23 protein-coding genes are annotated in these 26,541 nt (G+C 44.8%); 16 read left to right on the top strand and 7 right to left on the bottom strand.

The annotated features are described in order from the left end of the window. Positions 1-72: 72 nt before the first annotated feature. Positions 73-909, bottom strand: coding sequence for a 16S rRNA (cytidine(1402)-2'-O)-methyltransferase (rsmI, locus tag ACYX4N_RS06250; RefSeq protein WP_474805276.1), 837 nt, complete (start codon positions 907-909; stop codon positions 73-75). Between the two features lie 141 nt (positions 910-1,050). On the opposite strand from rsmI, the gene ACYX4N_RS06245 reads away from it, so the two are divergent. From ACYX4N_RS06245 to ACYX4N_RS06200, 10 genes are all read left to right on the top strand, one after another. After that, positions 1,051-3,066, top strand: a complete 2,016-nt coding sequence (locus ACYX4N_RS06245; RefSeq protein ID WP_476055958.1) for a penicillin-binding protein activator — start codon at positions 1,051-1,053, stop codon at positions 3,064-3,066. 3 nt (positions 3,067-3,069) lie between these two features. Continuing rightward, positions 3,070-3,411 (top strand): YraN family protein, encoded by a 342-nt coding sequence (locus ACYX4N_RS06240; RefSeq protein ID WP_476055957.1) that lies wholly within the window; start codon positions 3,070-3,072, stop codon positions 3,409-3,411. Between the two features lie 178 nt (positions 3,412-3,589). Next, entirely contained in the window at positions 3,590-4,678 is a 1,089-nt protein-coding gene (locus tag ACYX4N_RS06235; protein WP_476055956.1) for a glycosyltransferase family 4 protein, read from the top strand. Positions 4,679-4,852: 174 nt separating this feature from the next. Then, entirely contained in the window at positions 4,853-5,449 is a 597-nt protein-coding gene (locus tag ACYX4N_RS06230) for a phosphoheptose isomerase (RefSeq protein ID WP_118492632.1), read from the top strand. 23 nt (positions 5,450-5,472) lie between these two features. Next, positions 5,473-6,048, top strand: coding sequence for a BON domain-containing protein (locus ACYX4N_RS06225; protein WP_474809221.1), 576 nt, complete (start codon positions 5,473-5,475; stop codon positions 6,046-6,048). Between the two features lie 19 nt (positions 6,049-6,067). After that, on the top strand, positions 6,068-7,450 hold the full coding sequence (locus tag ACYX4N_RS06220; protein ID WP_476056423.1) for an MFS transporter: 1,383 nt from the start codon (positions 6,068-6,070) through the stop codon (positions 7,448-7,450). A gap of 124 nt (positions 7,451-7,574) precedes the next feature. After that, positions 7,575-8,171, top strand: coding sequence for a DUF7010 family protein (locus ACYX4N_RS06215; RefSeq protein WP_474805272.1), 597 nt, complete (start codon positions 7,575-7,577; stop codon positions 8,169-8,171). Between the two features lie 27 nt (positions 8,172-8,198). After that, positions 8,199-8,528: a DMT family transporter gene (locus ACYX4N_RS06210; protein WP_474805271.1), complete on the top strand. Its 330-nt coding sequence runs from the start codon at positions 8,199-8,201 to the stop codon at positions 8,526-8,528. A gap of 16 nt (positions 8,529-8,544) precedes the next feature. Further along, a complete protein-coding gene (locus tag ACYX4N_RS06205; protein WP_476055955.1) occupies positions 8,545-9,789 on the top strand; it encodes a sensor histidine kinase in 1,245 nt (414 codons plus the stop codon). After that, a complete protein-coding gene (locus tag ACYX4N_RS06200; RefSeq protein ID WP_476055954.1) occupies positions 9,786-10,406 on the top strand; it encodes a response regulator transcription factor in 621 nt (206 codons plus the stop codon). Before ACYX4N_RS06205 ends, ACYX4N_RS06200 begins: the two co-directional genes overlap by 4 nt. A 7-nt stretch (positions 10,407-10,413) precedes the next feature. Here ACYX4N_RS06200 and ACYX4N_RS06195 read toward each other — a convergent pair whose 3' ends face one another. From ACYX4N_RS06195 to ACYX4N_RS06185, 3 genes are all read right to left on the bottom strand, one after another. Then, positions 10,414-10,746: a hypothetical protein gene (locus ACYX4N_RS06195; RefSeq protein ID WP_474805268.1), complete on the bottom strand. Its 333-nt coding sequence runs from the start codon at positions 10,744-10,746 to the stop codon at positions 10,414-10,416. Between the two features lie 48 nt (positions 10,747-10,794). Then, a complete protein-coding gene (locus ACYX4N_RS06190) occupies positions 10,795-11,070 on the bottom strand; it encodes a hypothetical protein (protein WP_474805267.1) in 276 nt (91 codons plus the stop codon). 126 nt (positions 11,071-11,196) lie between these two features. Further along, positions 11,197-13,461, bottom strand: coding sequence for a TonB-dependent receptor (locus ACYX4N_RS06185; RefSeq protein ID WP_476055953.1), 2,265 nt, complete (start codon positions 13,459-13,461; stop codon positions 11,197-11,199). Between the two features lie 787 nt (positions 13,462-14,248). On the opposite strand from ACYX4N_RS06185, the gene ACYX4N_RS06180 reads away from it, so the two are divergent. The 6 genes from ACYX4N_RS06180 to ACYX4N_RS06155 all read left to right on the top strand — a co-directional run bounded on the left by ACYX4N_RS06180 (position 14,249) and on the right by ACYX4N_RS06155 (position 22,392). After that, positions 14,249-14,911 carry a GntR family transcriptional regulator gene (locus ACYX4N_RS06180; RefSeq protein ID WP_014977261.1) on the top strand — a complete coding sequence of 221 codons (663 nt, stop codon included), beginning with the start codon at positions 14,249-14,251 and terminating at the stop codon, positions 14,909-14,911. A gap of 65 nt (positions 14,912-14,976) precedes the next feature. Further along, a complete protein-coding gene (gene prpB, locus ACYX4N_RS06175; RefSeq protein ID WP_476055952.1) occupies positions 14,977-15,852 on the top strand; it encodes a methylisocitrate lyase in 876 nt (291 codons plus the stop codon). A gap of 233 nt (positions 15,853-16,085) precedes the next feature. Continuing rightward, positions 16,086-17,210, top strand: coding sequence for a bifunctional 2-methylcitrate synthase/citrate synthase (gene prpC / locus ACYX4N_RS06170; RefSeq protein ID WP_476055951.1), 1,125 nt, complete (start codon positions 16,086-16,088; stop codon positions 17,208-17,210). Between the two features lie 18 nt (positions 17,211-17,228). Further along, a complete protein-coding gene (acnD, locus tag ACYX4N_RS06165) occupies positions 17,229-19,820 on the top strand; it encodes a Fe/S-dependent 2-methylisocitrate dehydratase AcnD (protein WP_476055950.1) in 2,592 nt (863 codons plus the stop codon). A gap of 10 nt (positions 19,821-19,830) precedes the next feature. Beyond that, positions 19,831-21,012: a 2-methylaconitate cis-trans isomerase PrpF gene (prpF, locus tag ACYX4N_RS06160; RefSeq protein ID WP_474805261.1), complete on the top strand. Its 1,182-nt coding sequence runs from the start codon at positions 19,831-19,833 to the stop codon at positions 21,010-21,012. Between the two features lie 129 nt (positions 21,013-21,141). Beyond that, positions 21,142-22,392: a diguanylate cyclase gene (locus ACYX4N_RS06155; protein WP_474805260.1), complete on the top strand. Its 1,251-nt coding sequence runs from the start codon at positions 21,142-21,144 to the stop codon at positions 22,390-22,392. Positions 22,393-22,408: 16 nt separating this feature from the next. Here ACYX4N_RS06155 and ACYX4N_RS06150 read toward each other — a convergent pair whose 3' ends face one another. The 3 genes from ACYX4N_RS06150 to ACYX4N_RS06140 form a co-directional block, all read right to left on the bottom strand. Then, on the bottom strand, positions 22,409-24,016 hold the full coding sequence (locus ACYX4N_RS06150) for a sodium:solute symporter family transporter (RefSeq protein ID WP_476055949.1): 1,608 nt from the start codon (positions 24,014-24,016) through the stop codon (positions 22,409-22,411). Positions 24,017-24,144: 128 nt separating this feature from the next. Beyond that, entirely contained in the window at positions 24,145-25,830 is a 1,686-nt protein-coding gene (locus tag ACYX4N_RS06145) for a PH domain-containing protein (protein WP_476055948.1), read from the bottom strand. After that, a complete protein-coding gene (locus ACYX4N_RS06140; RefSeq protein ID WP_476056422.1) occupies positions 25,830-26,384 on the bottom strand; it encodes a PH domain-containing protein in 555 nt (184 codons plus the stop codon). Before ACYX4N_RS06140 ends, ACYX4N_RS06145 begins: the two co-directional genes overlap by 1 nt. Positions 26,385-26,541: the final 157 nt, after the last annotated feature.

Raw genomic sequence — 26,541 nt, 5'->3', positions numbered from 1 at the left:
CTTGGACTGTCATACAATGTACTACTTTGTATTTCGCCGATGACGCTTAAGATCAATCTTTCTTAGAGCAAATTACGCTTTTGCATCTAGCCCTGCTTGATACAGCGCATTCTTTTTCAAGTCATAATGACTTGCTACCACAGCCGCTGCTTTTTTCAACGGCATGTGCTCGCACAAGGTATTTAGGAGTGACATTGCTTCACTGGGTATTGCTTGGTCACTTACTTTAGCGGGACCAATCATCACAACGAACTCACCTTTTTGGTGTGCAGCATCGGCATTAAGATAATCAATCACATCTTGTGCGTTACCACTTACATAGGTTTCAAAGGTTTTAGTCAACTCTTTAGCCACAACAATGTGGCGTTCGCCTAACACACGCTGAATGTCGGTAACCGTATCTAGAATTCGACGAGGCGCTTCATAGTAAACCGTGGTGAAAGTTCTATCTAATAGCGCTGATAATACACCTTCACGCGCTTGGGTTTTAACTGGCAAAAAGCCTTCAAATGTAAATTTATCTGTAGGCAGTCCTGACGCGCTTAATGCAGTAATTGCGGCGCATGGTCCGGGCAAAGCACTAACTGGAATGCCTTGCTCACGGCATTTACGCACTAAAACAAAACCAGGGTCGCTGATAAGTGGCGTGCCCGCATCACTTATCAAAGCAACAGATTCACCACCTTTCAAACGTTCACAAAGCATAGCTGTACGCTTATCTTCATTATGCTCGTGAAGTGAAAGGGTCTTAGTTCCAATACTAAAGTGCTGTAGAAGTCGCGCGCTATGACGGGTGTCCTCGGCAGCAATCCAGTTAACTTCACTTAATACGCGAATTGCTCTAGCACTGATGTCATCTAAATTGCCAATAGGCGTAGGAACAATATAAAGAGTGGCGGTGTCTGTCATAACAGTGGTTAAGTCTTACGTTAAATTGAAAGGTTATGCGATAAGTGTACCACGCCATTAGTCCAGATTATGCTGGCAAGCGTAGATTTTCACACTGGTTAAGATAAACTTGACCTATAACGATGTAAAAGGAATGAAACTGTGCGTCATATCGGACAATCTGGAAAAATTTTTACGCTATCAGCCATTGCTACGGTATTGGTACTATCGGGTTGTGGGAGTACTCCAAAAACTCAGTCGAAACCTGTGGTAGTGGAACCGACTCCAATTGAAATCACCCAGGTTGAAGAGAACGTCACACCTTCGCACAAACTCCTAGAAGCTAAGAAGGTATGGGAACGTACCCGAGATAAAGAACAGCGTAATAGCTTATTACTGCAAGCCGCTGATTTATACCTTCAAAACCAGCAACCTGTATTAGCGCAGCAGGTGTTGTATGAAGTTAAAGAAGATGGTGTGTCAGAACGTAACTACTCGTACTATTCTCTTTTAGTTACCAAAGCCTATGCGGGGATGCCTGATGCGTCAGCAGACGAATTGCTGGCAATGCTCGATGGTGTAATGGGCACAGGGGAAACTGCATTCCAAAAAGCAGAACTTCAAACTCAGCTGTACTCACAGCAAGGTAATTTTGCAGCAGCAGCCAATAGCGTGCTACAAACCAACTTGCCAGACGAAGATAAAGTACAGCAGGTATGGCAGTGGCTCACTTCCATAACGACAGAAACGCTTTCAAAAGTAGGAAAAGCATATCCCGCTCTATCACCTTTCATCACGCTTCGCGAGTTGACTGAAGCGAATGCTTCATCGCCCGCAACATTAGCAAGAGAACTTCAAAAGTTTCAACAAGTTTATCGCGGGCACATTTTAGAAACGACTTTGCCTAACAATGTGCTTAAAGCAACACAGCTTACTGACGCTGGCGCCAATGATATTGCAGTACTACTTCCACTTTCCGGCCGCTTAGCGCGCACGGGGCAAGTAGTAAAAAATGGTATAATGTCGGCCTATTATACTGATGTTGAAAAACGTCAAGATGAGCACTTACTGCCGCGACTTCGTTTTATTGACACTAATGGCGTTGATACGCAGCACCTACTAAATGAAATTGGCGACACTAAATTCATTGTTGGCCCGCTGTTAAAAGATACCGTAGAAAGTTTAATTCCTAATTTACCGACAGGTGTGAACGTACTAGCATTGAATCGGCCAGAAGAACTGATAAACAAAGTAGTAGCAAATGATACGTCGACCAGCAATACGCTAGCGACATCGCCCAGTCCTGCGCTAAATAATGATTCAACTATGCCTGCCAACGTTTTGAAAGCCACCGAACCCCAAGGGGAGTTGGATGCATTAGGTCTAGCCACTTCGTTGAACTATTTCGGTCTTGCCCCAGAAGATGAAGCCAAGCAGCTTGCTGAATATATCTTCAATAAAGGCTACCGTGCCCCTATCGTTATTGCGGCTCAAAGCAGTTTATATCAGCGAATGGACACCACGTTTAAGACGCATTGGAGAGCGCTTAACAATAAAGAGAATAAGCGTCGCACTAACATAACATCGGTTACTTTTAACGACAGTAACTCGCTTCGCGAGGGTATCACTCAAGCACTCGATGTTGCCCAAAGCAATGATCGCATTAATCAAATTGAGTACATGACCAACGATGAAGTGTACAATATGCCTCGCAGCAGACGTGATATTGACGCCATAGTCGCGTTTGCCTCTCCGCAAGACACAGAGCTGCTAAACCCAATAATTGAAGCAAGCTTAAACCCTTACGACGGTAAGCAAGTTCCTGTGTATGCCACATCTCGTTCGATGGATTACGACAGCGGAAAAAACCAATGGCGTGATTTACAAAATGTGCATTTTATCGATATGCCATGGTTGATGCCTTCACACAATTGGCAACCTCTTCAGCAAGAGGTGGAGCAAGCTTGGCAAAATCAGAATACCATGCAAAAACGTTTGTTTGCGTTTGGCTTCGATGCTTACCAGCTGCTGCCTCAGCTAGGCATGCTAAACACGCTTAAATACCTTTCACATGAAGGCTTGACCGGAACCCTTTCGCTTAATGAGAAAGGCGAAGTCATTCGCCAGCAGCCTCAAGCTATGATCCGTAACGAAAAAGTACAGATGCTGTCGGAGTAAAATATGTCAAAACTGCAAGGGAATGCAGCAGAAGACAAAGCCTGTCATTATCTTGAGGAACAAGGCCTTACCCTTCTGTGTCGAAACTACCGTACGCGACGTGGTGAGTTAGATATTGTAATGCAAGACGGCAATACTATTGTGTGTATTGAAGTCAAATATCGGAAACGGAATCATTTTGGCAGTGCAATAGAATTTGTAACGGATAAAAAGCTAAATCGAATTCATGCTGCGTTTGGTTTCTATTTGTTAGATAATAACCTGAATCCAGCATCTACGCCTTTAAGGATAGACGTTATCGCCATAGACGGAAGTAATCTTCAGTGGCTAAAGAACGTGGGCTAAAGACTGACAATATCAGCTTTAAAACCGGTGTTGCCCAAAGAGGACGCTAAACGTACGCAACGATGGACGCGTCCGATATTAATGAAAATGTCTTTATGTCAGAAGTATTCCATTTGTTTTATCATAGTTTTACACGCTTTCTTCTATGTGACGAAAGTGTCTTAGGTTCCTACAAACAATGAGTCATCCCAACAACGAGATTTCGCCAAGCAGCGTTGATAACCAAGAAATTGAATTAATAGTTGGTAACTCTAGTGCCAACTTTTCTGGTGTAACGTCTACTATGCTGCAGGTGACATCTATTCAAAAGCACATGATCAATTTGCGGATCATGGGTAAACACTTTGTCTCAGATCCGTCGATGACGATAACATTCTGGGAAGTCGTTAAAATGTGTCAACGCCCGCTTAGCAATGGTAAGTGGCGTATTTTTCACGCACGCCGCGTTGACGAAATGATTCAAGGAGTGCTGCTGAAATACATTTTTCGCGCAAAGATAAAGCTTGTATTTAGCTCAGCGGCTCAACGGGAGCGTTCCGCTTCCACCGTATGGTTAAGCAACAGAATGGACGCTATTATTGCGATGAGTAACCGTTCTGCAAAGTACTTAAACAAACCTCCTGCCAAGATTAATCTTCACGGTGTGCAAATTGATAATTACACACCAGCAGAAAACAAGCAGGAAGCTTGGCAGTCATTAGGTTACGGAGGAAAATACGGAATAGGAATTTTAGGTAGAGTAAGAGAGCAAAAAGGGGTTCACCTTTTTGTGGAGGCCTGCATCAAAATATTACCTAAATACCCTGATGTAAATGCGGTAGTGGTGGGTGCCATTTCGCCAAGCAACCAAGGGTTTGTAAACGAACTTAAAGAAAAGGTGTGTGAAGCAGGTTTAACTGATCGCATTATTTTCACCGGTGAGTTGCCGTTTGAACAGATTCCTAAAATATTCAGTGCATTGTCACTTGTGAGTGCTCTTAGTTACAATGAAGGCTTTGGTTTAACCGTGCCGGAAGCCATGAGTGCTGGCGCGGCTGTACTAGCGACACAGGCGGGAGCTTGGGAAGATATCGTTAGACCAGGCATTGACGGATACATCGTTCCTACCAGAGACCAGCAAGCTGTAACTGAAAAAATGGACCTGCTACTTTCAGATATGGATAAACTTGCAGAAATGGGCAAAGCAGGTCGCGAACACGTTGTAAAAAACTTTAAGGTTGAAGATGAAGCAAAGAACTTAGTAGAGTTTTTTCGCTCGCTTCAATAAATAACGCCTTGGCATTGCAGTAAAGGCCAATGTCACGTGGTATTTGATTTTGATAATGCAAAACATAAGCAAATATTTCTCAGATACTGATCATTATGCTTAGCCATGCGTTGTAACTTAGTGCTACAACCACTAAAAGAGATCAGTAGGCAGTTGAAAACAAAGAGATGACAGATGATTGAACAGATAAAAGCGAACTTTACCGAGAGCATTCAGACAAAAATCGCAGCCTCGGAAATATTGCCAGAATATATTGAAAAAGCGGCGTACATGATGGTTGAAGCCTTGATAAGAGGCAATAAAGTACTGAGCTGTGGTAATGGTGGTTCTGCTGGCGACGCACAGCACTTTTCATCAGAAATGTTAAACCGCTACGAACGTGACCGCCCTAGCCTACCTGCTATTGCGTTAAGCACAGACACGTCGACCATCACGTCTATCGCTAATGACTACAGTTACGACGAAATATTTGCCAAGCAGGTACGTGCGTTAGGCCAGCCGGGAGATATTCTTTTGGCTATCTCCACTAGCGGCAATTCACGTAATGTTATCGCGGCAATGGAAGCAGCACTTTCTCGAGACATGACCATAGTTGCGCTTACCGGTAAAGACGGCGGCGAAATGGCTGGTTTTTTAAGTGAGCATGACGTCGAAATTCGCGTCCCTTCTAACCGTACCGCACGTATTCAAGAAGTGCACCTTCTAGTTATTCACAACCTATGTGAATGCATTGACGACAGCTTATTCCCTGCTGATCATGGCGACGACTGATCAAACTAACTATGAGTAGACAAATAAAAAACTTAAGCCTGCTTGGCACTGTATTAGCCCTAATTTTAACATTACAAGGTTGCGTAGTGGCAGTCGGTGCTGCCGGCGCCATGGCTGCAAAAGTGGCTAACGATAGACGTACGGTAGGTACACAACTTGACGATCAAAATGCCGATGCGGCGGTGTCTTACCAATGGTCGAAAAGTGACGCGCTTAAAGAGCAGACTAACCTTCAGGTTGATGTTTATAACGGTGTTGCCTTACTTACCGGTCAAGCCCCTAATCAAGGGCTTATAGACGAGGCAGTTAGCCGTGCTCAGGAAGTCAGCTACATTAAGAAAATTCACAACCAAATACGCATTGGCGAACCCATAGGTGCAGGTACACAAGCCAACGACCTGTGGCTCGCGTCAAAAGTACGCACCAAGATAGTCGCAGATGAGCGCGTACCGGCTCTTCAGATTAAAGTGGTAGTGCAAGACTCAGAGGTATTTTTAATGGGTCGATTAACTAACCTTGAAGCTACAGCTGCGGTCGATATTGCGCGTAATATTACGGGTGTAGCTCGCGTCGTTAGAGCCTTTGAAATTGTTCAATAAAGAGCTTGCCACTGCCCTTTTGGTAGCAGGGGCACTCTTTATGGAAATTTTGGACGCCACGGTAATTACCACGGCGCTCCCTGTTATTGCTGCTGACTTTAACGTGCCGGCAGCCCACCTTTCTATCGGCGTGTCGGCTTATTTGGTAGCCGTCACGCTCTTTATCCCTTTAAGTGGTTACGCTGCTGACAAATTTGGGGCTCGCACAATATTTATAGCGGCGATTGCCGTTTTTACTTTTGCTTCGGTTCTTTGTGGCTTAAGTACCAGCCTATTTGAATTTACCTTATCTCGCATTCTTCAAGGGTTAGGCGGTGCTATGATGGTGCCGGTTGGAAGATTAGTAGTATTGCGGGATTTGCCAAAAGAAAAACTAGTAAAAACCGTAGCGATTATTACATGGCCCGCCTTGAGTGCGCCGCTATTAGGCCCAGTACTTGGCGGCTACATAGCCACACATTTTAGCTGGCAGTGGATTTTTTATATGAATATTCCGCTGGGTATTATCGCGATCCTCGCCTCTCTTTACCTATTGCGAAACACCAAAGGTGATGTAGGAAAATTTGATATTAAAGGCTTTTTGCTTACCGGCGTAGGCTTTGCGCTTTTTATGGCTGGTATCGAGTTTCTTGCCAGTACCAGCGACAAACTTCTTCAGTCTCTTGGCGTCATTGCCGTTGGCTTAACACTCATGATTCTCGCAATACAACATGTTAAAAAAGCCAAAAATCCCCTATTTTCATTCGATGCCATGCAGCATAAAACCTTCAGACTTTCAGTCTACGGAGGCTCTGTTGTGCGAGTGGCACTTGGAAGTGCGCCTTTTCTTGTGCCGCTAATGCTACAGCTAGGGCTAGGTTACTCGCCTGTAGAGGCTGGTTCCCTTTTACTATGGCTTTTTGCAGGAAACTTGGCGATAAAGCCTGCAACAACATGGATTATGAATACGTTTGGTTTCAAACGTGTGCTTGTAGTGAACGGAGTACTCATTGCTCTTGGTTTTGTCGCGCTAGCGATGATAAATCACGCTACGTCGTCGTTTACCATTGCCGCTATCTTGTTTGCTAACGGCGTGACTCGCTCAATGCACTTAACGTTAATAAATACTATTGCTTTTGCCGACGTACCACCTAATAAAATGCGAGATGCGAATACGTTAGGCGCTATTCTAATGCAAATGAATCGTGGCCTTGGTATTACCTTATCAGCGCTTGCCATCGCTGCTGCAGCCTTCATTCTTGGACAAAGCCCCGACACGCCAAATCTACAAACCTTCACCCTATCTATGATGTTTATGGGAGCGGTGGCGCTAGTGAGTATTTACGACAGCTTAATGCTTTCGAAAGAAGATGGTGACTCTGTCTTAAACAAGCGCAAGGCGAAAAAAGCGCGACAAAGCTAGCCCAAGCCCATGCTTGTAAATCTTGTGACAAATGTCACATGCGATTGGTGACGTTTGTGACTAACGCTATCTAAGACACTTTTGCATACTTTACCTATCGACATTACAACACTAGGTAAAGCAAATGGAACACCTCCTAAATCACACTCCTGGAACCAATGTTCAGAGTTTCCCTCTTTCATTGGAAGAACAGCGTGAAGACTTCAAAAACAATAGATTCATTGCAATGCCGCTTGCAGGCACCCTTGTTTGGGCGTTGCTTGGTATTAGTGCTCCCTTTGTATCTGAGCTCACCATAACCTGGATGATTTATATCGGCACAGGGGCAATTTTCTATCTAGGCGCAGGCTTGTCTTACCTTACCGGTGAAAGATTCTTTGCGAAAAGCGCAGTAAAGAACAGCTTCGACCGCCTTTTCTTTGTTGGTATGTTTATGAGCCTACTGGTCTTTGCCATCGCCCTTCCGGTTGCAGCCATCGACCACACAACCGTGCCGTTGAGTATCGGCATTCTTGCTGGACTAATGTGGATGCCTTTATCGTGGGCTATAGAGCATTGGGTTGGCTATTTTCACACTATCGCAAGAACCTTCGGGATTGTTGTAGCTTGGTACCTGTTTCCCGAAGCACGAGTAGAAGCAATTTCGGCGGTAATTGTCGCGGTTTACATTGTGTCGCTCATCACTCTTGAACGCCGTTTTCAAACAATCAAATCTAACTAATTTCACTTTAACAAGAAGGAACATACGATGACTTACTTACTTTTAGCGGTTGCAATTATCACTGAGGTTACGGCTACCATGCTGCTTAAAATGTCGAACGGTTGGGAGAAATGGGCCTTTGGCTACGGCGCTATATTTTTTTATACGGTGTCAGGAATGTTGTTTGCCATGGTCCTAAAAAACATGGGAATTGGCGTTGCCTATGCGATATGGTCAGGGATGGGTATCGCGCTAATCACTGCTGCTTCGGTGATATTTTGGAAACAAACTTTCGACATTTATGCCGTGCTAGGTATTATGTTAATTATCTCTGGTACCTTGCTAATTACTAGCAAGTCAGCCGTTGTATTTCAGTAAGGACGAAGTACTCACAATGCGCAGCCATAACAGCATGCAAAATAACAACGACGCAGTGCCTACAGCTCATTTAAATGAAGGCACTGCGACAGTGGGTGGCTCAATAAATAATGTAGGCAAAAGCGATATGGCGCCGGTCATGCCATTATTGGGAAGTGGTAGAAAAAAGCGCTGGTCTCATGCCAGCTTGTTTTTTTCGCTGTTCTTTTTTGTGCCCCTCATAATTTCCCATCCTCTTCCCATCGAGGTATGGGTAATTCAAAGCTTGGGATACCTAAGCTTTATTGTTCTGTACATCAAAGCGATAAGCCAGCCTGTCAAAGCTATTCCTTCCTATTTATTGTCTATGTTTTTGCTTTCTGTCGCCTGTTGTTTTCAAAATCCAGGTGGCGCGACGATTATAGGTTTTATTGCATTCATTATTGGCTATTACAACTCGTTCAAAACGGGGTTAGCAAGCATAAGCATAATGATGATCGTGCTCTTCACCCTAAATATTACTATGTTTGAAAATGCACACTTCCTCTTAGGTGCTTCAATAATTAACAGTTTGGTATTGTTTGGTTTTGGCGTTATGGAGCGTAAGGAAACCCTTCATGGCCTAAAAGAAAGCCAGCAAGCTGAAGCCTTGCACGTATTATCCGCGATAGCTGAAAGAGAACGCATTGGCAGAGACTTACACGATGTTGCAGGTCACGCATTAAGCTCAATTTCGTTGAAAGCTCAACTGGCTGATAAGCTTATTAGTAAGGATAAAATTGCTGACGCGCATAGGGAAGTAAAGGCGTTGGCGCAACTATCTCAAGCATTATTAAGCGACATTCGTCAGGCAGTATCAGACATTAAACAACTTTCCCTTGGTGATGAAATAGCGAAAGATAAAGCACTGCTAGAAGAAAACGGCTTTAACGTTTCAACCACTATTGATGACAGCGCTTTGATGAAGCTGACTTCAAAGCAAGAAAGCCAGCTTGCGCTTATAGTAAAGGAATTAACCACCAATACCTTGCGCTATTCAAAGGGAAAGACGGTATCTATTAATTTTGACCTTAACGATAATCCGCAAACTTTGATCATGACCTATCAAGATGATGGTGTAGTTGAGGACAGCGGGTCAATTAAAGAAGGAAACGGATTAATGGGTATTAGAGAACGTGCAGCATCTATAAATGCAGATGTGAGCATTTCGTTTCACCCCCACCCTTCTGTAAACGTGCAGCTTATTATAAAAAACCCATCGTCTGAAAAGGTGGCGCTATGAATTTAAAAGCGAAAACAACCATTTTAATTGTTGAAGACCAATCGCTAATTCGAGATGCCATAGCCATGCTTCTGTCACTAGAGGACGACCTAACCATCGCAGCTAAATGCAGTAATGGGCAAGAAGCGATTAAGTATTTAAGCGATCACCCTGCGCCAGACATTATCCTAAGCGATATTGAAATGCCGCTGGTCTCAGGCCTAGATTTGGCCGCCCACGTGACAGAAAAATTCCTTAGTACCAAGGTAGTTTTAATGACTACATTTTCGAAACCGGGATATATTAAACGTGCATTAAGCTTAGGGGTTAAAGGTTTTATTTTAAAAGAGTCTGACAGCGACTACCTGATAGATGCCATACATAAAGTATCTGCGGGGGAAAAAGTGATTTCGACAGAGCTGGCTATCATGGCCCTCGACGACAACAATCCGCTTTCGCAGAAAGAAATGGCGGCACTTAAGCTTGCTTCTGACGGACTCAAAACCCAAGACATCGCGCAATCGTTGTTTTTATCAGAAGGTACAGTAAGAAACTATCTTTCCGAAGCGATATCAAAGCTTGATGCAACGAACCGTGTCGACGCAGCACGCATCGCGAAACAAAAAGGCTGGCTTTAATAGAAGCTTAAAACCACGTCGTAGAAATTGTCGTAGACGTGGGTATAGTTAATTTTTCTGACAAACCGGTAAGCACGCGCTCAGGACCGTAGAGTATTCCTTGATGCTTTGCAGTCCATACGCAGGTTAAAATGCTGGTACCTTTGCGTAATTCACACTGCCATTTAGCTGTGGTTTCAGCAAGTCGTTCATAGTCATCCTCAATTTCCCAACCTGCGTCAACATGCTCTACGATAAGTTGTTCGAATTGAGAGAACGGAATAGGCTGAATGATTACCCATTCGTTTTTCTTAAACTTTCTTTCTAACCGCGATTTTTTGAAACTGGTAAAAAAACCCACGCTCCATCTCCGTATGATTGAAAGGCTTAACGTGCAGCTAAAGCATTTCTAATATTTCGACACCGTTCCCATAATTTGCCCTGAAGGAGTCGGACAAGAACAAGACGTACCAACCATTTCACCGTTCGACGTGGGGCATGTGCCGTACTCGCCGTTACTACCATAGCGGCACTGGTTACCAAACTCAGGGTTGGCTAATGCTGCTCTTTCGTTGCGAGTGGCATTACCTGCTTCATCATCCGGTAGATATACAGTGTATGTGCAGCTAAAAAGCAGACTTGTCGCAAACATGGTGATTAAACGAGAAATTGATTTTAGCTTCATTGTTATTGGCCGATTACTTTTAATACAATTCTAAAATTATGCTAATAATGCAGATAAAACAAGAAAAAATAAGCAAAAAAAAGCCAGTCACAAGACTGGCTTTATTATTATAACTCGTTGTTGATATTAGAATTCAGTTGAGAACCTAACACCAAACTCGCTCGCATCGTTGCTTAAAATTTGCAGGATATAGTCACCTGTATTCAAGCGTGCGTTGTCGTAACGCTCATCGAAAATGTTGCGACCGTAAAGGGCTACGGTGTAAGCATCATTCGCTGGCGTGTAAGCAATGTCAAAGTTTACTAGCTCACGGCTATCTAGCTCGGTCATACGCTCAGGTGCAGACGTCGGCTCGCCATACATTTCAGCGCGGTATGAGTAATCAGCACGCACGCGAATTGAATCGCCACCATCAAGCTCGAAGGTATATTGCGGGCCAATTGCTAACGTTAGGTCAGGCGTAAGCGGTGCAACAGGGTTGAAACCGTCTTGCTCTTCAACATCAACGTCCATATAACCAATACTGGTCATCATGCTGAAGTTACCATAACTAAATGTTGCATCAGCTTCTACGCCACGAGAAGTTTGTTCAACAACAAGGTTTGCTGTATCAAAACCACCTTCGCTAACTCGACTTACTTGGTAAGGAAGATCTTCAAACTCGGTGTTAAATACGGCAACACTGATATCGAAGTAGTCATTCACACGACCTTTGATACCCACTTCATAGTTAGTAGCGGTAATATTGTCTGAAGCTGTGAAACAGTTGTTTGCACGAACTGCTGCTTGCGCACCTTCGATATCATCAAAACCGCCTGCACCAAAGAACTGGCCAATTAGGCAGTAAGGGCGCGCTGGGAACTGACCAGACTGATAACCAGACTGGATAGTCGCATAACCTGTCATGCCATTGTCAAACGTGTAGTTTGTAGCAAGCTCCCAAGTTACTTCATCCCAATCGTTCGAATCATAGATAGTTCCAAGTGCTGAGAATACGTTCGCAGACGCATCTTTTTCGTCTTTGGTGTAACGAAGGCCACCAGAAACACTTAGTTCGTCAGTCAAATCATGACGTACATTTACGTATGCTGCTTTTGACGTAGTTTCTTGGTCTAGCGCAAGCAGGTTAGGACCACCATCGAAGTTAGAGTCATCACCTTGGCGGTTGCTACCTTCTTCGTTGAAGTAGTAAAGACCGGCTACGAAGTCAGTGTATTCGTTGATATAGCCGTTAAGCTGAAGTTCGATTGATGTTTGATCTGCTTCACCGCGCTCAGGGAACTGGTCTAGTGAGAAAACCGTGCCGTCATCGTCAAGGCCAGCCTTGTACTTTGATGTACGTTGGCTTGCTACCACTTTAGCTGTGTAATCGTCGTTGATGTCCCATTCGGTCGTCAATGAAATGCCGCGCGCTTCGTTCGATACGCCAGTTACTGCTTCAGTACCTGTTGCGTTATCGTAGATATCAGCGCCTTCAGGCGTCACATCGCTATTACGCAGCTCTATACCAAGGCCATTACCACCACCAAAGTAACGTGCTGAGCCCACTTCATCAATAAGCACAGTGTATGGGCGAAGGCCGCCGTCGCCATTGTTAGCGTCTGCAGTTAATACCATACGGAAGTCATTTGAAGGCTCCCACTTAAGTGAAACACGACCTGAAATATCTTCAGTTTCACCTACGTCGTATTCAGCATTTGGTACGTTGATAAATTCGCCAAGCCCGTCGCGCTTGTTGAAAGCCAAATTCATATTGAACGCAACAGTTTCTGATAAAGCGTGGTTAACAAAAAGGTCTGCTTTTACGCGACCACGTGTACCAAACTCAGTATTGATTTTAGTTACATCGCCTTGGTCTGGCTCTTTAGTGATGATGTTTATTGCACCACCGATAGAGTTACGACCGTATAGGGTGCCTTGAGGACCACGAAGTACCTCAATACGCTCAATGTTGTTGAGACTCCAGTTTTGACCAACTTGGCGGCCTAGGTAAACACCATCAACATAAACACTTACACCCGGGTCTGTAGTAATTAGGTGATCTTGAAGACCAATACCACGAATAAATGGGTTTACAGAAGACGTATGACCGGCAGAAAAACCAGTAACGTTTAGATTTGGTACAAACTTACCAACGTCTGTCAGGTCAGTAATACCTTGAGAAGCTAGCTTATCGCCGTCAAAAGCACTGATAGCAATTGGCACTTCATAAATAACTTGAGGGCGTTTTGTCGCGGTAACGGTAATGGCTTCAAATTGTTGTTCTTCAGTTGCTTCAGTTTCTTGAGCAACAGCAATGTTTGAAAGAGCTGGAACGGTCATCGCTACTGCTAGTGCGACAGGTGAAAGCTTACTGGCGAGTGTCTTAGACACGTCAGTATTGGATTTCATGGTGTAACCCCTTTTGCGTGAGTGTTAGGTATAAATTTGTTGTTATAAGCTGCTTCAAGTTCTTCTTTGGAACCTTGAAAGACTAAACTCATTGAACTAAGAGGCACACATAACCTTGTGCTAATACTGGATTACAGGCAATAAAAAAGTAAGTCGCAATAAAACATTACAAACTTACTTTCAATAAAACTCTGCTTTAAAAGTAGTGAATACTTTTCCAGTCCTCTAAAATTCAGTAGAAGAATTTAGGCTTGAAGACTGGAACGATATGTTACCGTTAGATTGCGACCTTGCAAAGTAAAATATTACACTTTTACTAAAATAAGACTTCAAAATTAGACTAATTGGTTAAGTTAAGCATCAAGACTCCGATTTCTTTAAAAGCCCAAAAAGAGAATAAATATCAAACAAATAAATATAACAACCACCTAACAAAGCCTGGTTAGAATGATAAATTAAAACCTAGACCAAGCGGACAAACTTTAATCAAATTACTCACTGCAGATATTTCTGTTGTGACGCTGGTTACCACACATAATTCCAATCAATACCCGCCCCCAACTTTCAACCCCGCTGCGACAGCGTTCGAATGCGAGTTCCGACAACTAGTTTGCGTTCATATTCAGATAGAACCAAAGCTTTCTACCCCTCGTTTAAGCAATATTTTTAAACACCTCCATAAGACCAACAGCTTACGCTCGTTGTCGACAATTTGGGCTTAGAAAGGTTGAAAAAGACGTCTAACAGGCATATATTGTCGACATTAGTTAATCAAAGACGATGTAAAGTGTTAGTAAAAAGCGAACAAGCCATCACCAATGCCGACCGCACTTTCTTTCAATTAAGAAAGGATATAGTTGAGGGCATCATTCCAGCAGGCAGTAAGCTTAGTGAAATGGAATTGTCGACAAAGTATGAAGTTAGTCGCGCTGTTATACGTGAAGCCATAAACCGCCTAGCCACTTGCCACCTAGTAGAACGTAAAGCGAACGTCGGTGCCCGTGTGGTTGCACTGTCCCCCGAAGGCCTTATTCAGCTTTATCAAGTGCGCGAAGCGTTAGAAGGCATGGCGGCACGCTTAGCCGCACGCTACATGAGCGATGAAGAAATTGCCGATATGCAGGCATTGCTCGATAGCCACTTCGATAAAGTAAAAGATGGCCAAAGCTACTACCAAGAAGCGGGCGATGTAGACTTTCACTACAGAATTGTAACTGGCAGTAAGAATGATCATCTCATCAGTGTACTTGTAGACGGGCTTTACCATTTAGTACGCATGTATCGCGTGCAGCTCGGTATGGCTGGCCCTCGCGTAAGCACTGCGTTTGATGAGCACAGACACATCGTAAACGCCATTGCTAATCGCGACGAGGAACTGGCTGAAATGCTAATGCGTCGCCATATTCTTTATTCAAAAAATAATATTGAGAAGAAGCTTAATCATGGTTAACACCACTCAGTCTTCTTCATACCTAATTCACCTCTACCCTACTTTCAAATAAGCGAGTGATTATCATGAGTGCAGGAAAGAAATTCAGAACCGCATTAGAGAACAACAAACCGCTACAAATTGTCGGTACCATTAACGCCTATACCGCAATGATGGCCAAAGCCATTGGACACCAAGCTATTTACCTATCAGGTGGCGGCGTAGCTAATGCGTCTTACGGCCTACCCGATTTAGGCATGACATCGCTTAACGATGTGATTGCAGACGTTCAGCGAATCACCAGCGCATGCGACCTTCCATTAATGGTAGATATCGACACAGGTTGGGGCGGTGCATTCAATATTGCCAAAACCATTCGCGACATGGAAAAAGCAGGCGCGGCGGCAGTTCACATGGAAGATCAGGTTGCACAAAAGCGCTGTGGTCACCGCCCAAACAAAGAAATTGTAAGCACAGAAGAAATGGTGGACCGCATTAAAGCTGCAGTTGATGCCAGAACCGACCCCGACTTTTTCATTATGGCGCGCACCGACGCGTTTGCGCAAGAAGGTTTAGAAAAAGCTATTGAGCGTGCAAAAGCTTACGTTGCAGCAGGTGCCGACGGCATATTCGCAGAAGCGGTTCAAACTGAAGAGCACTACCGTGCATTCTCAGAGGCCCTAGACGTACCGATCCTTGCCAATATCACTGAGTTCGGCAAAACCGAATTGTGGAACAAAGAAGAGCTTGGTGAATGGGGTGCCGACATGGTGCTTTACCCACTAAGTGCATTCCGTGCGATGAATAAAGCAGCAGAAATGGTGTACAAATCTATACTTGAAAAAGGCGACCAAAAAGCCGTTGTCGACAGCATGCAAACACGTATGGAGCTTTACGATTATCTTGGCTACCACGAATACGAGCAAAAGCTAGATGCGCTATTCGCAGAAGGCAAAAATTAGTAAATAAATTCAGCTTGAAGTTGGCGGGCGCGAAGATGCAGGGGTGAAGTACAGTTCCCTGCCCCTCTGAGGCATGGATGCCGAAGCGGAGCCCCCATGGATGGGTTTACGGCGTGGCAGGGAACTGTGCTTTGCTCCTGCAGCCAATGTGCCCGCCAACTTCAAGCGTCCAAATTACACACTATTGTCAATTGAAAGTACCTTACAAATTATACAAGACCGGAGACAACAAGATGGCTAAACAGTTAAGTGGCGCGGGTTTACGCGGCCAAGTTGCAGGTAAAACAGCATTATCAACCGTAGGTAAATCAGGTTCTGGTTTAACGTATCGTGGTTACGACGTAAAAGACTTAGCGCAAAACTGTCAATTTGAAGAAGTGGCGTATCTTATTCTTAAGGGCAAGCTACCTAATCAGTCTGAACTTGACGCATATAAAACAAAACTTCGCGGCATGCGCGGCCTTCCAACAGCACTTAAAGAAGTGCTAGAGCGCATTCCGAAGAATGCCCACCCAATGGACGTACTTCGCACAGGCTGTTCAATGCTGGGTAACCTTGAAATGGAAACCAGCTTCGACCAACAACAAGACGTGACAGACCGTATGTTGGCATGTTTCCCAAGTATTATCTGCTACTGGTACCGCTTCTCGCACGATGGTGTGCGCGTAGATGTTGAAACCGATGACGACTCAATTGGAGGTCACTTCCTTCACATGCTTCACGGTGAAAAGCCACGTGAACTACACGAACAAGTCATGCACGTTTCGCTAATTCTTTATGCTGAGCATGAATTTAACGCGTCCACCTTCACTGCACGTGTTTGCGCTTCAACCTTATCTGATATGCATTCTTGTGTAACGGGTGCTATCGGCTCACTGCGTGGTCCACTTCACGGTGGTGCTAACGAAGCAGCGATGGAAATGATTGAAGGCTTTACCTCTGCTGATGACGCAGAAGAAAAAATGATGGGCATGCTTGAGCGCAAAGAGAAGATCATGGGCTTTGGCCATGCTATTTACTCAGACTCTGACCCACGTAACGAAATTATCAAGCAATGGTCTGAAAAGCTAGCTGCCGATGTGGGCGACGACGTGCTTTACCCTGTATCAGTTCGTTGTGAAGAAGTGATGTGGCGCGAGAAGAAACTATTCTGTAACGCTGATTTCTTCCATGCCTCTGCGTACAACTTTATGGGTATTCCTACACCGCTATTTACGCCAATCTTCGTAATGTCTCGTCTAACAGGTTGGGCGGCACATGTTATGGAACAGCGCGCTGACAACCGTATTATTCGTCCGTCAGCAGAATACACAGGCGAAGAACTTCGCCCAGTGCCAGTTATTAGCGAACGCGCTTAAGATTAAGGTTGGGGTTTTATGAATATTGATTACCGTAAACCGCTTCCTAACGCGGGTATCGACTTTTTCGATACCCGTGAAGCGGTAGATGCTATTGAACCTGGCGCCTACGCCAAACTGCCTTATACGTCGCGTGTGCTGGCTGAAAACTTAGTGCGCAAATGCGCCCCTGAAATGCTTACCGACTCACTTAAACAGCTGATTTATCGCAAGCGCGACCTAGACTTTCCGTGGTTTCCTGCTCGCGTAGTGTGTCATGACATTTTAGGTCAAACGGCACTGGTAGACTTAGCGGGGCTTCGCGATGCTATTGCCGCAAAAGGCGGCGATCCGGCGAAGGTTAACCCAGTAGTTCCAACACAGTTGATTGTGGATCACTCATTAGCTGTAGAGCATGCTGGTTTTGAGAAAGACGCGTTTGAGAAAAACCGTGCTATCGAAGACAGACGTAACGATGACCGTTTCCACTTTATTAACTGGACAAAAACCGCGTTTAAAAACGTTGATGTTATCCCGCCGGGTAACGGCATTATGCACCAAATAAACTTGGAGCGTATGTCGCCGGTTATTCAAGCTCGTGACGGCGTTGCCTTCCCTGACACGCTAGTAGGTACCGACAGCCACACGCCGCACGTTGATGCACTTGGCGTAATTGCCGTGGGTGTGGGCGGTCTTGAAGCGGAAAGCGTTATGCTGGGCCGTGCGTCATATATGCGATTGCCTGATATTGTAGGTGTTGAACTTACCGGCAAACCACAGCCTGGCATTACCGCAACCGACATTGTATTAGCGTTAACTGAATTCTTGCGTAAAGAGCGCGTAGTCTCCGCGTATCTTGAATTCTATGGTGAAGGTGCATCGCACCTGACGCTAGGCGACCGCGCAACCATTTCGAACATGACACCGGAATACGGCGCCACTGCCGCCATGTTCTACATTGACCAGCAAACTATTGATTACTTGCGCCTAACAGGACGTGAGGAAAAGCAAATTGCGCTAGTTGAGCAATATGCTAAGCACACAGGTTTATGGGCTGATGATTTAGAAACTGCCGAGTATGAGCGGGTGCTTACGTTCGACCTGTCTTCTGTTGGGCGTAACATGGCTGGCCCTTCTAACCCTCACGCACGTTTACCTACCAGCGATTTAGAAAGTCGCGGTATAGCAGCGAAGTGGACCGAAGAGGAAGGCAAAATGCCTGATGGCGCGGTTATTATCGCGGCAATCACAAGCTGTACTAATACATCGAACCCACGCAATGTAATTGCTGCAGGTTTACTTGCTCGAAATGCCAACGCGCGCGGTTTAACCCGTAAGCCGTGGGTTAAGAGCTCACTAGCACCAGGCTCTAAGGCCGTTAAGTTGTATCTTGAAGAAGCTAACCTGATGAGCGAGCTGGAAGATTTAGGTTTTGGCGTGGTTGCGTTTGCGTGTACTACCTGTAACGGTATGAGCGGCGCGCTAGACCCAAAAATTCAGCAAGAGATCATCGACCGCGATCTTTACTCAACAGCAGTATTGTCGGGTAACCGTAACTTCGACGGCCGTATTCACCCTTACGCAAAGCAAGCATTCCTAGCTTCGCCACCACTTGTTGTAGCTTACGCCATCGCCGGTACCGTGCGTTTTGATATTGAAAAAGACGTATTGGGCACTGACAAAGAAGGCAACCCAGTAACGCTTAAAGACATTTGGCCAAGCGACGAAGAAATTGATGCTATTGTTGCGAAGTCAGTGAAGCCTGAACACTTCAGAAAAGTGTACGAGCCAATGTTCGATTTAAGCGTGGACTATGGCAAAGACATTAACCCGCTTTATGACTGGCGTGAAATGAGCACCTACATTCGCCGCCCGCCCTACTGGGAAGGCGCAATGGATGCAGAGCGTACAATGAAAGGTATGCGTCCGTTAGCCATTTTGGGTGACAACATCACCACTGACCATCTATCACCTTCGAACGCCATTATGGCAAGCAGTGCTGCAGGTGAATACTTAGCAAAAATGGAGCTACCCGAAGAAGACTTCAACTCCTACGCTACCCACCGGGGCGATCATTTAACCGCACAGCGCGCTACTCTTGCGAATCCGAAAGTATTCAATGAGATGGTGCTGGAAAACGGTGAAGTGAAGCAAGGTTCACTGGCCCGCGTTGAGCCCGAGGGTAAAGTAGTACGCATGTGGGAAGCTATCGAAACTTACATGAACCGTAAACAACCGCTGATTATTGTAGCAGGTGCTGATTATGGTCAGGGTTCATCACGTGACTGGGCAGCTAAAGGTGTACGTCTAGCAGGCGTTGAAGTAATTGTGGCTGAAGGCTTTGAGCGTATTCACCGTACTAACCTGATTGGTATGGGCGTATTACCGCTTGAGTTCAAACCTGGCACAACCCGTAAAACACTAGAGCTAGATGGCACAGAAACTTACGACGTTAGCGGCGAACCGTCACCAGGTGCAACGCTTACGCTAGTAGTAAACCGTCTAAACGGTGAGCAGTTAGAAGTGCCTGTAACCTGTCGTTTAGATACAGCAGAGGAAGTTTCTATCTACAGCGCAGGCGGCGTATTACAGCGCTTCGCCAAGGACTTCTTAGAAGCGGAAGCTAGTTGAGGGAAAGAACATGACAAAGTATGCGCCACAACTTCGAGTACCGGCTACCTACATGCGTGGCGGTACCAGTAAAGGTGTGTTTTTTAATTTAACTGATTTGCCAGAGGCAGCACAACAGCCGGGACCGGCGCGCGATGCCCTACTTCTTCGTGTCATCGGAAGCCCAGATCCATACGGTAAACAAACTGACGGTATGGGCGGTGCTACCTCAAGTACCAGCAAAACAGTGATCTTAAGCAAAAGTGAACGTGAAGGTTTTGATGTCGACTACCTGTTTGGTCAAGTAGCTATCGACAAACCTTTTGTAGACTGGAGCGGAAACTGCGGAAATCTTACCGCAGCGGTTGGTGCTTTTGCTATTAGCAATGGCTTAGTTGATGAAAGTAAGATTCCGGAAAACGGCATTGCCACCGTCAACATTTGGCAGGCGAATATTAACAAAGCCATTATTGCAAAAGTACCAATGACTAATGGTGAAGTACAAGAAACCGGTGATTTTGAGCTAGACGGCGTTACTTTCCCAGCCGCAGAAGTAGAAGTGGCCTTTGTTGACCCAGCCGACGGTGAAGGCGCTATTTTCCCTACTGGACGCTTAGTCGACACACTGGAAGTCCCAGGCGTAGGTTCACTTCAGGCGACTATGATAAACGCGGGTATTCCGACTATTTTTATTAATGCGGAAGATCTTGGCTACACAGGCACTGAGCTGCAAGACGACATTAACAGTGATGCAGAGGCGCTTTCGAAGTTCGAAGCCATTCGTGCATACGGCGCGGTTCAAATGGGGCTAATCAAAGATGTCGGTGAAGCTGCAAACAGGCAGCATACACCTAAGGTTGCGTTTGTCGCCTCTCCGAGAGGTTATAAAGCGTCAAGCGGCAAAGATATATTAGGTTCCGACATAGACGTACTAGTACGCGCGCTTTCTATGGGGAAACTTCACCACGCCATGATGGGCACAGCAGCAGTAGCTATTGCCGCCGCTGCTGCCATTCCAGGAACCTTGGTGAATATAGCCGCAGGAGGTGAAGACAGAGAATCGGTGACTTTTGGCCACCCATCCGGAACGCTTCGAGTAGGCGCTAAAGCCACTTTTGAAAACGACAAGTGGAAAATCGAGCAAGCTGTAATGAGCAGAAGCGCCCGTGTTTTGATGGAAGGTAAGGTGCGCGTTCCCGTTGAGCAAAGTTAGTAGCTCCTTTCTAACCAATACAATATTAGAAAAACCTTATTTAGACATAAGTATGAAACGCCCTCTCATTGAGGGCTTTTTTATATTTTATTGGTTATTATCATAAGTTAAATGCCTTGAGTAAATCACATGTATAAAGTTCTTGTAGTAGAAGACAGCTTAACTGTCCGAAAGATAGTAAACAAACTCATTGAGGATAACCCTCACTTTACCTGTGATCTTTGTGAAGACCTCGCTGAAGCCCGAAGTGCGCTTGAGAGCGATACCGAATACTTGGCAGCTATCGTCGACTTGAATCTTCCCGATGCTCCGAATGGCGAGAGCGTTGAGCTCGCGCTTTCTTACAACGTTCCAACTATCGTGCTAACTGGGAACTTTGACGAGTTCACTCGAGCCCAATTATTAGATCAAGGCGTACTGGACTACATTACAAAAGAATCTCGTTACTCATACCTTCAAGTTTCTAAATTAGTTGACCGCCTGCGGAAAAACCTAACGACTAAAGTGCTTGTTGTAGAAGATTCAAAAACGAGCCGCAATCACATTTGTTCATTACTTCGCAAATTCCAGTTTCAGGTGCATGAGGCCAACGACGGTCTTGAAGCGCTTGAGGTGCTGGAAAACCATCGCGATATCAAAATGGTGATCGCAGATCATAGAATGCCTAATATGGATGGCTATGAGCTAGTTAAAACGATTAGACACGAAAGGCGGATGCAAGACTTAGTTTTTATTGGCCTTTCAGCAACCGGCGACAGCGTGCTCACTTCTAAGTTTATTAAAAGCGGTGCTAATGACTTTTTATCTAAGCCGTTTTATCACGAAGAATTTTACTGCCGTGTAATGCAAAACCTTGAATCCCAAGAAATGATTCAAACCATTCGTAACTCGGCGAACTTAGACGCATTGACGAAAGTGTATAATCGCCGTTTTCTACACGAAAAAGCGGAGGAGCTTTTCGCCAATAGTACGTCTAGAAAAGACGTTATTGTATCTATGATTGATGCTGACAACTTTAAAAGCGTGAACGATACGTATGGCCACAAAACTGGCGACATGTTATTGCAGGAGTTCGCAGCGTTACTGAAAGATTACTTTCCTGACGACCTAATTGTGCGCTACGGCGGCGAAGAGTTTACGGTGGTATCGGTGAGGCCGCCTAAGGTGTATCTATCAGCGCTTTCTGCATTTATGGATGCAGTTCGCACTACGCTCTTTACCAGCCACAAATTTAACATTACGTGCAGTATCGGTGTGAGTACTGAAGAGCACAAATGTTTAGAGTCGCAGCTAGAAAAAGCCGACGCGCGTTTGTATAAAGCTAAACATGCCGGCAAAGATCAGATTATTCTTAGGGATGCAGTTGCACAAACTGCTTAAGCTTAAAATGTCAACGCTACTGCAGCCACCCTGGTAACAAATAACAGAAAACCACCAGTAAGCCGAAATAGCTTACTAACAAGGCGGCAATGGTTTTGTTTTTCAGTGCATTGCCTTTAAGTACATTGTCTTTAAGTGCATTGCCTTCATTCTCTCGACGGGCATTGCTAGTGTTAGCTTTATCGCTAGGAACAAGCACCGAAAAAATAACCGCAGGTAACATTGTTCCCAAAAACCCCGTGACGTTCCACCAAAACCAGAATACGCCCTCTACAAAAAATGCGAAGCTTAGATTTGTTGCAACACCACATAAAAGCGCTAGGTTAACGTGCTTTGTATCTACTTTTTTAGTCAAAATACCTAGTAAAAAAACAGACAACACAGGACCGAAAAAGACTGAGCCCACCTTATTCACTGCTTCTATTACAGTGGGCGCTATGTCGCCGGCATTGAGCGAAAGCAACAAAATGATCACGCCCCATATCAATCCCGCGAGTTTAGCGCTGCGAAGGTAGCCTTCAGGTTTGGACTGCCTTCCCGTTAACTTGAAAAAATCTTCCAGTGATACTGCTGCGAGAGAATTTATTGCTGAGCTTAACGATGACATGGCGGCAGCAAGTATAGCGACGACTAACAAGCCTATAAGTCCGTGGGGCAAGTAGTTAAGAATAAATACTGGCATTAGCCAGTCTGGATTATCTTTGGGAATTTGAGATAACAAGCCGCCATCGTTGAACGCCAAAGTGCCAACCACCAAACCAGCTAAACAATAAAGAAGCGTAATTGGAAACCTAAATATTCCATTAGCTAACATCATCTTTTTAAGATCGTTTTCGGACTGAGCGGATAATGCTCGCTGCGCTTCAGATTGATCGCATCCATAATAGGAGGCATAAAGTATTACACCTCCTAACACCATGGGTAAAAAACCAAAACTATCGCCGTCGAAGCCTAGTGAGGAGAAGTTAATGGTCGATACCCGCTCACTGGGGAGGAGTTGCATAAAGGCGTCCCAGCCACCCAGTGCATTAAGACCAAACGCGATACAAACAGCGGTGCCCATCACGATAACGATCATTTGAACAGCGTCACCGTAAACGACCGCTTTCATACCGCCCTGTAAGGAATACAAAAGCGTAATAACACCAATTAGCAATATCGCCTGTGTAGCTGATACTTGCATCGTTCCTTGCAAGATAATAGACAAGGCGTAAACCATTATTCCGGTGGCAAACGCTCTACTGAATTGAAACACAATACTAATAAAAATACGCGTGGAGGTGGAAAAGCGGCGTTCAAGGTAGTCGTATATACTCACTACTCCACTTCGATACAGGGTTGGCAATACAACAGTAGCGAGTAACAGCATTGCTAAAGGCACAGCAAGTTCGTAAGAAAGCCAAATTAGCCCGCCCCCCTCGCGAAACCCAACAAACGCCGGAGCCGAAATAAAACTAACGGCTGAAAGTTGAGTCGCCATGATGGACAGCAATAGCGGCTTCCAACTTAAGCTTCTGCCAGCTAAAAAGTAGTCTTTCTTCGACTGCTGTCCTCGCAGACTAAAACCAATGATAAGTAAAATAATGAGGTAGATCGCAATAACACTGTAATCAAGAATATCCATATAAACGCAGGGTTGTGTAACTTGATATCTACCTTTACACAAACTCGCGCTGTTTGCATAAAAAAACAGCGTATAAAAACAGTACTTAAAACAGTGAATAGAAAATAGCGTTATAAAAGCGCCTTACATTACATCCAAGACCTTCTGGTAGATTCCACTTCAAACAAAACACTATCTGCTAATTTATCGACGTATTCCTCTGGTAAAAACGGTACAGTCACCGCGCCTGAAGCCAGCACAAACTTTATCGTGGCAAGCTTTTTTCGTTTCATGAAAACGCTCTGTTTCACAATTACTTGCTGTGCTTTATAGGGCTCAAAACATTGATAATCGACACCTATACGACCTCGTCTTATATACACATATTTGTTATCGTAAGCTATTCCCCATCGCCACCATCTAAGTGTCAGCAAAAGCGCAACAGAGATAAAAATAGTAACTGCGCCAATCATAATGTCTAAATGGGAAGTGAAGGCTCCCAGTGTGAAAAAACCAAAAACTGGCAACGCCCAAACGGCAAGTAACCAAAACCTAATAAACCGCTTACTGATGGTTTGATAACTTTTACCTCTCAGGTCGCAACCAGGCATAACCTCTTGGCTAAGTTCAAAGGCTTCATTTTCAGTTACCGATGGCACAATGAGTTTATTTGGCGACATCAATTCTTGCATTTGCTGCCCAGCCGTAGAGTTCTGCTCAAAATACAAATTCACCCGCTTTAGTATTTTATCCAGCCAGTCTTGCTTCGCCGTAATCATTTGAATGCGTGATGCACGCATGCTGACTTCCAGCTTATTGAGCAAGCCGCTGCGACGGATATAGCGGTCTCCCGATCGTGAAAGCGTATAGCCATAGAACGTGAAAAGAGCGCCACCTACGCTAAGTAGCGCAACTAAAGCCATTAGCATCATTAGTATGACGAAGGCATACAGTCCAAACTGCCACCAAGCTACCGTTTGTTCACCGACCAGCTGATTAAGCTGCAATCCCTTATCAGCTAACCACTCTGACACAATCCCAAACACATCGTCGTAAAAAGGCGCTGCCGCACCCAGTATGATCCAAACTCGATTGTTAGTGATTCCGTGAATAATAATGTCTTTTACGGAACGACGATTTAATACTTCTTCACTTGTATGGGCGTTACTTGCAGCTTTATCACTCATGCTTTTTGTACGTGAAATCGAACTTCCGTCAGCCAATTCACTATCAGAAAGGTTCTCACCAGCTAGCTCATCTATATCGCCCACGTCATGATGAGCTTTTTCATACAGCACCTGCTTCTTCAGTGCTTCAGCATAGTCTTGAGGCACCGCCACTATTTTTGCTTCTTCTTTACCGCTTCCTGCGGTATCGAGCACCACTAACGCATACCCAAACGGGCGATAATAGAAAGGGCGTTCTATTTTAACGTTTTGAATACGCCACAAAGGCAAGTTGGTATAGCGGCGTTGAAACACACCATGATGAATTTCGACGTGTTGGTTGTGCACGCGAAACTTGTACATAAGAAAGCTTATTACGCCGCTACTACTAGTAGATAAAAACAGGAGCCCGGCACCAATTAGCACTTCAGGCGACAGCAAGTTATCCCAAATATTAAACGATATGGCTAACGCGGGAATGGTGTAGATAAGTACTTGTGCCGAGGCGGAAAAATTACGAATGGTAAAGTACAGAATAGAAATAAGAGAAAGGCGCTGCCACTCATCACCCGTTTCTACCTTTAATGTCGGTGCTTGCACAGCAGCATCAGGTTTTTGTGACAGATTATGTTCTGACGCTTCGTTTGAGGACGTTTCTGATACCGACATTAGCGAGCACCAATATCTTTGTGAGCAAGGATAAACTCTCGTAGCTGCTCAGCCCTTTCAATACTTAGCCCGGGTATTTCAAAGGTATGCATTTCACCACCAGCCGAAAATACTTGAAGAGAAGCAAGACCCGCCCATCTATCAAACGGCCCGCGGTTAACTTCAACGTGCTGAACACGCAAAATAGGTTGGCACGAGAGTTTTCTGAAAATTAGCCCAGACTGTTTACTAATATCTTGCTCTCGAATCGCATAGAATATGCGGACATCAGCAAAGAAGTGGTAGAGCGCCCACACGCTGCCTAAAGCGACGATACCTGCGATAACATATGGATAAGCGTGTAGTAACCCATCTGGTAGTGACCAAAAGTTTTGTACTCGTAGTCCGGTGGCGATGCCTATTAGCACTACCGCTATCAATCCAATTGAGAAAATATTCAGCGCTCGGTACTTTTTAGAAATAGGCAGTAACGCGAGCGTTTGAAGTGAGGGAATCTCGTCAACGCTTAACTGATCGTTTGAAAATACGGTTTCTTGTTGTGCGCTTATTGTCATCACATTAATTCCTTTTACCACTGAATAGATATAATAAGCCCTCCGCCTTTTTGAGAGCCATTTAGCTAAGTAACAGCGCTGTTCTTAACGTCTACTCTACCGCTATTTTTATAACAAAAAAGAGGGCAAGCCCTCTTTTTAACATTACAAATCAAAG

Source organism: Alteromonas sp. ABH4_452 (assembly GCF_056311825.1).
Note: the sequence above shows the minus strand (reverse complement) of the source record. Positions and strands in the feature narration are given on the sequence as shown.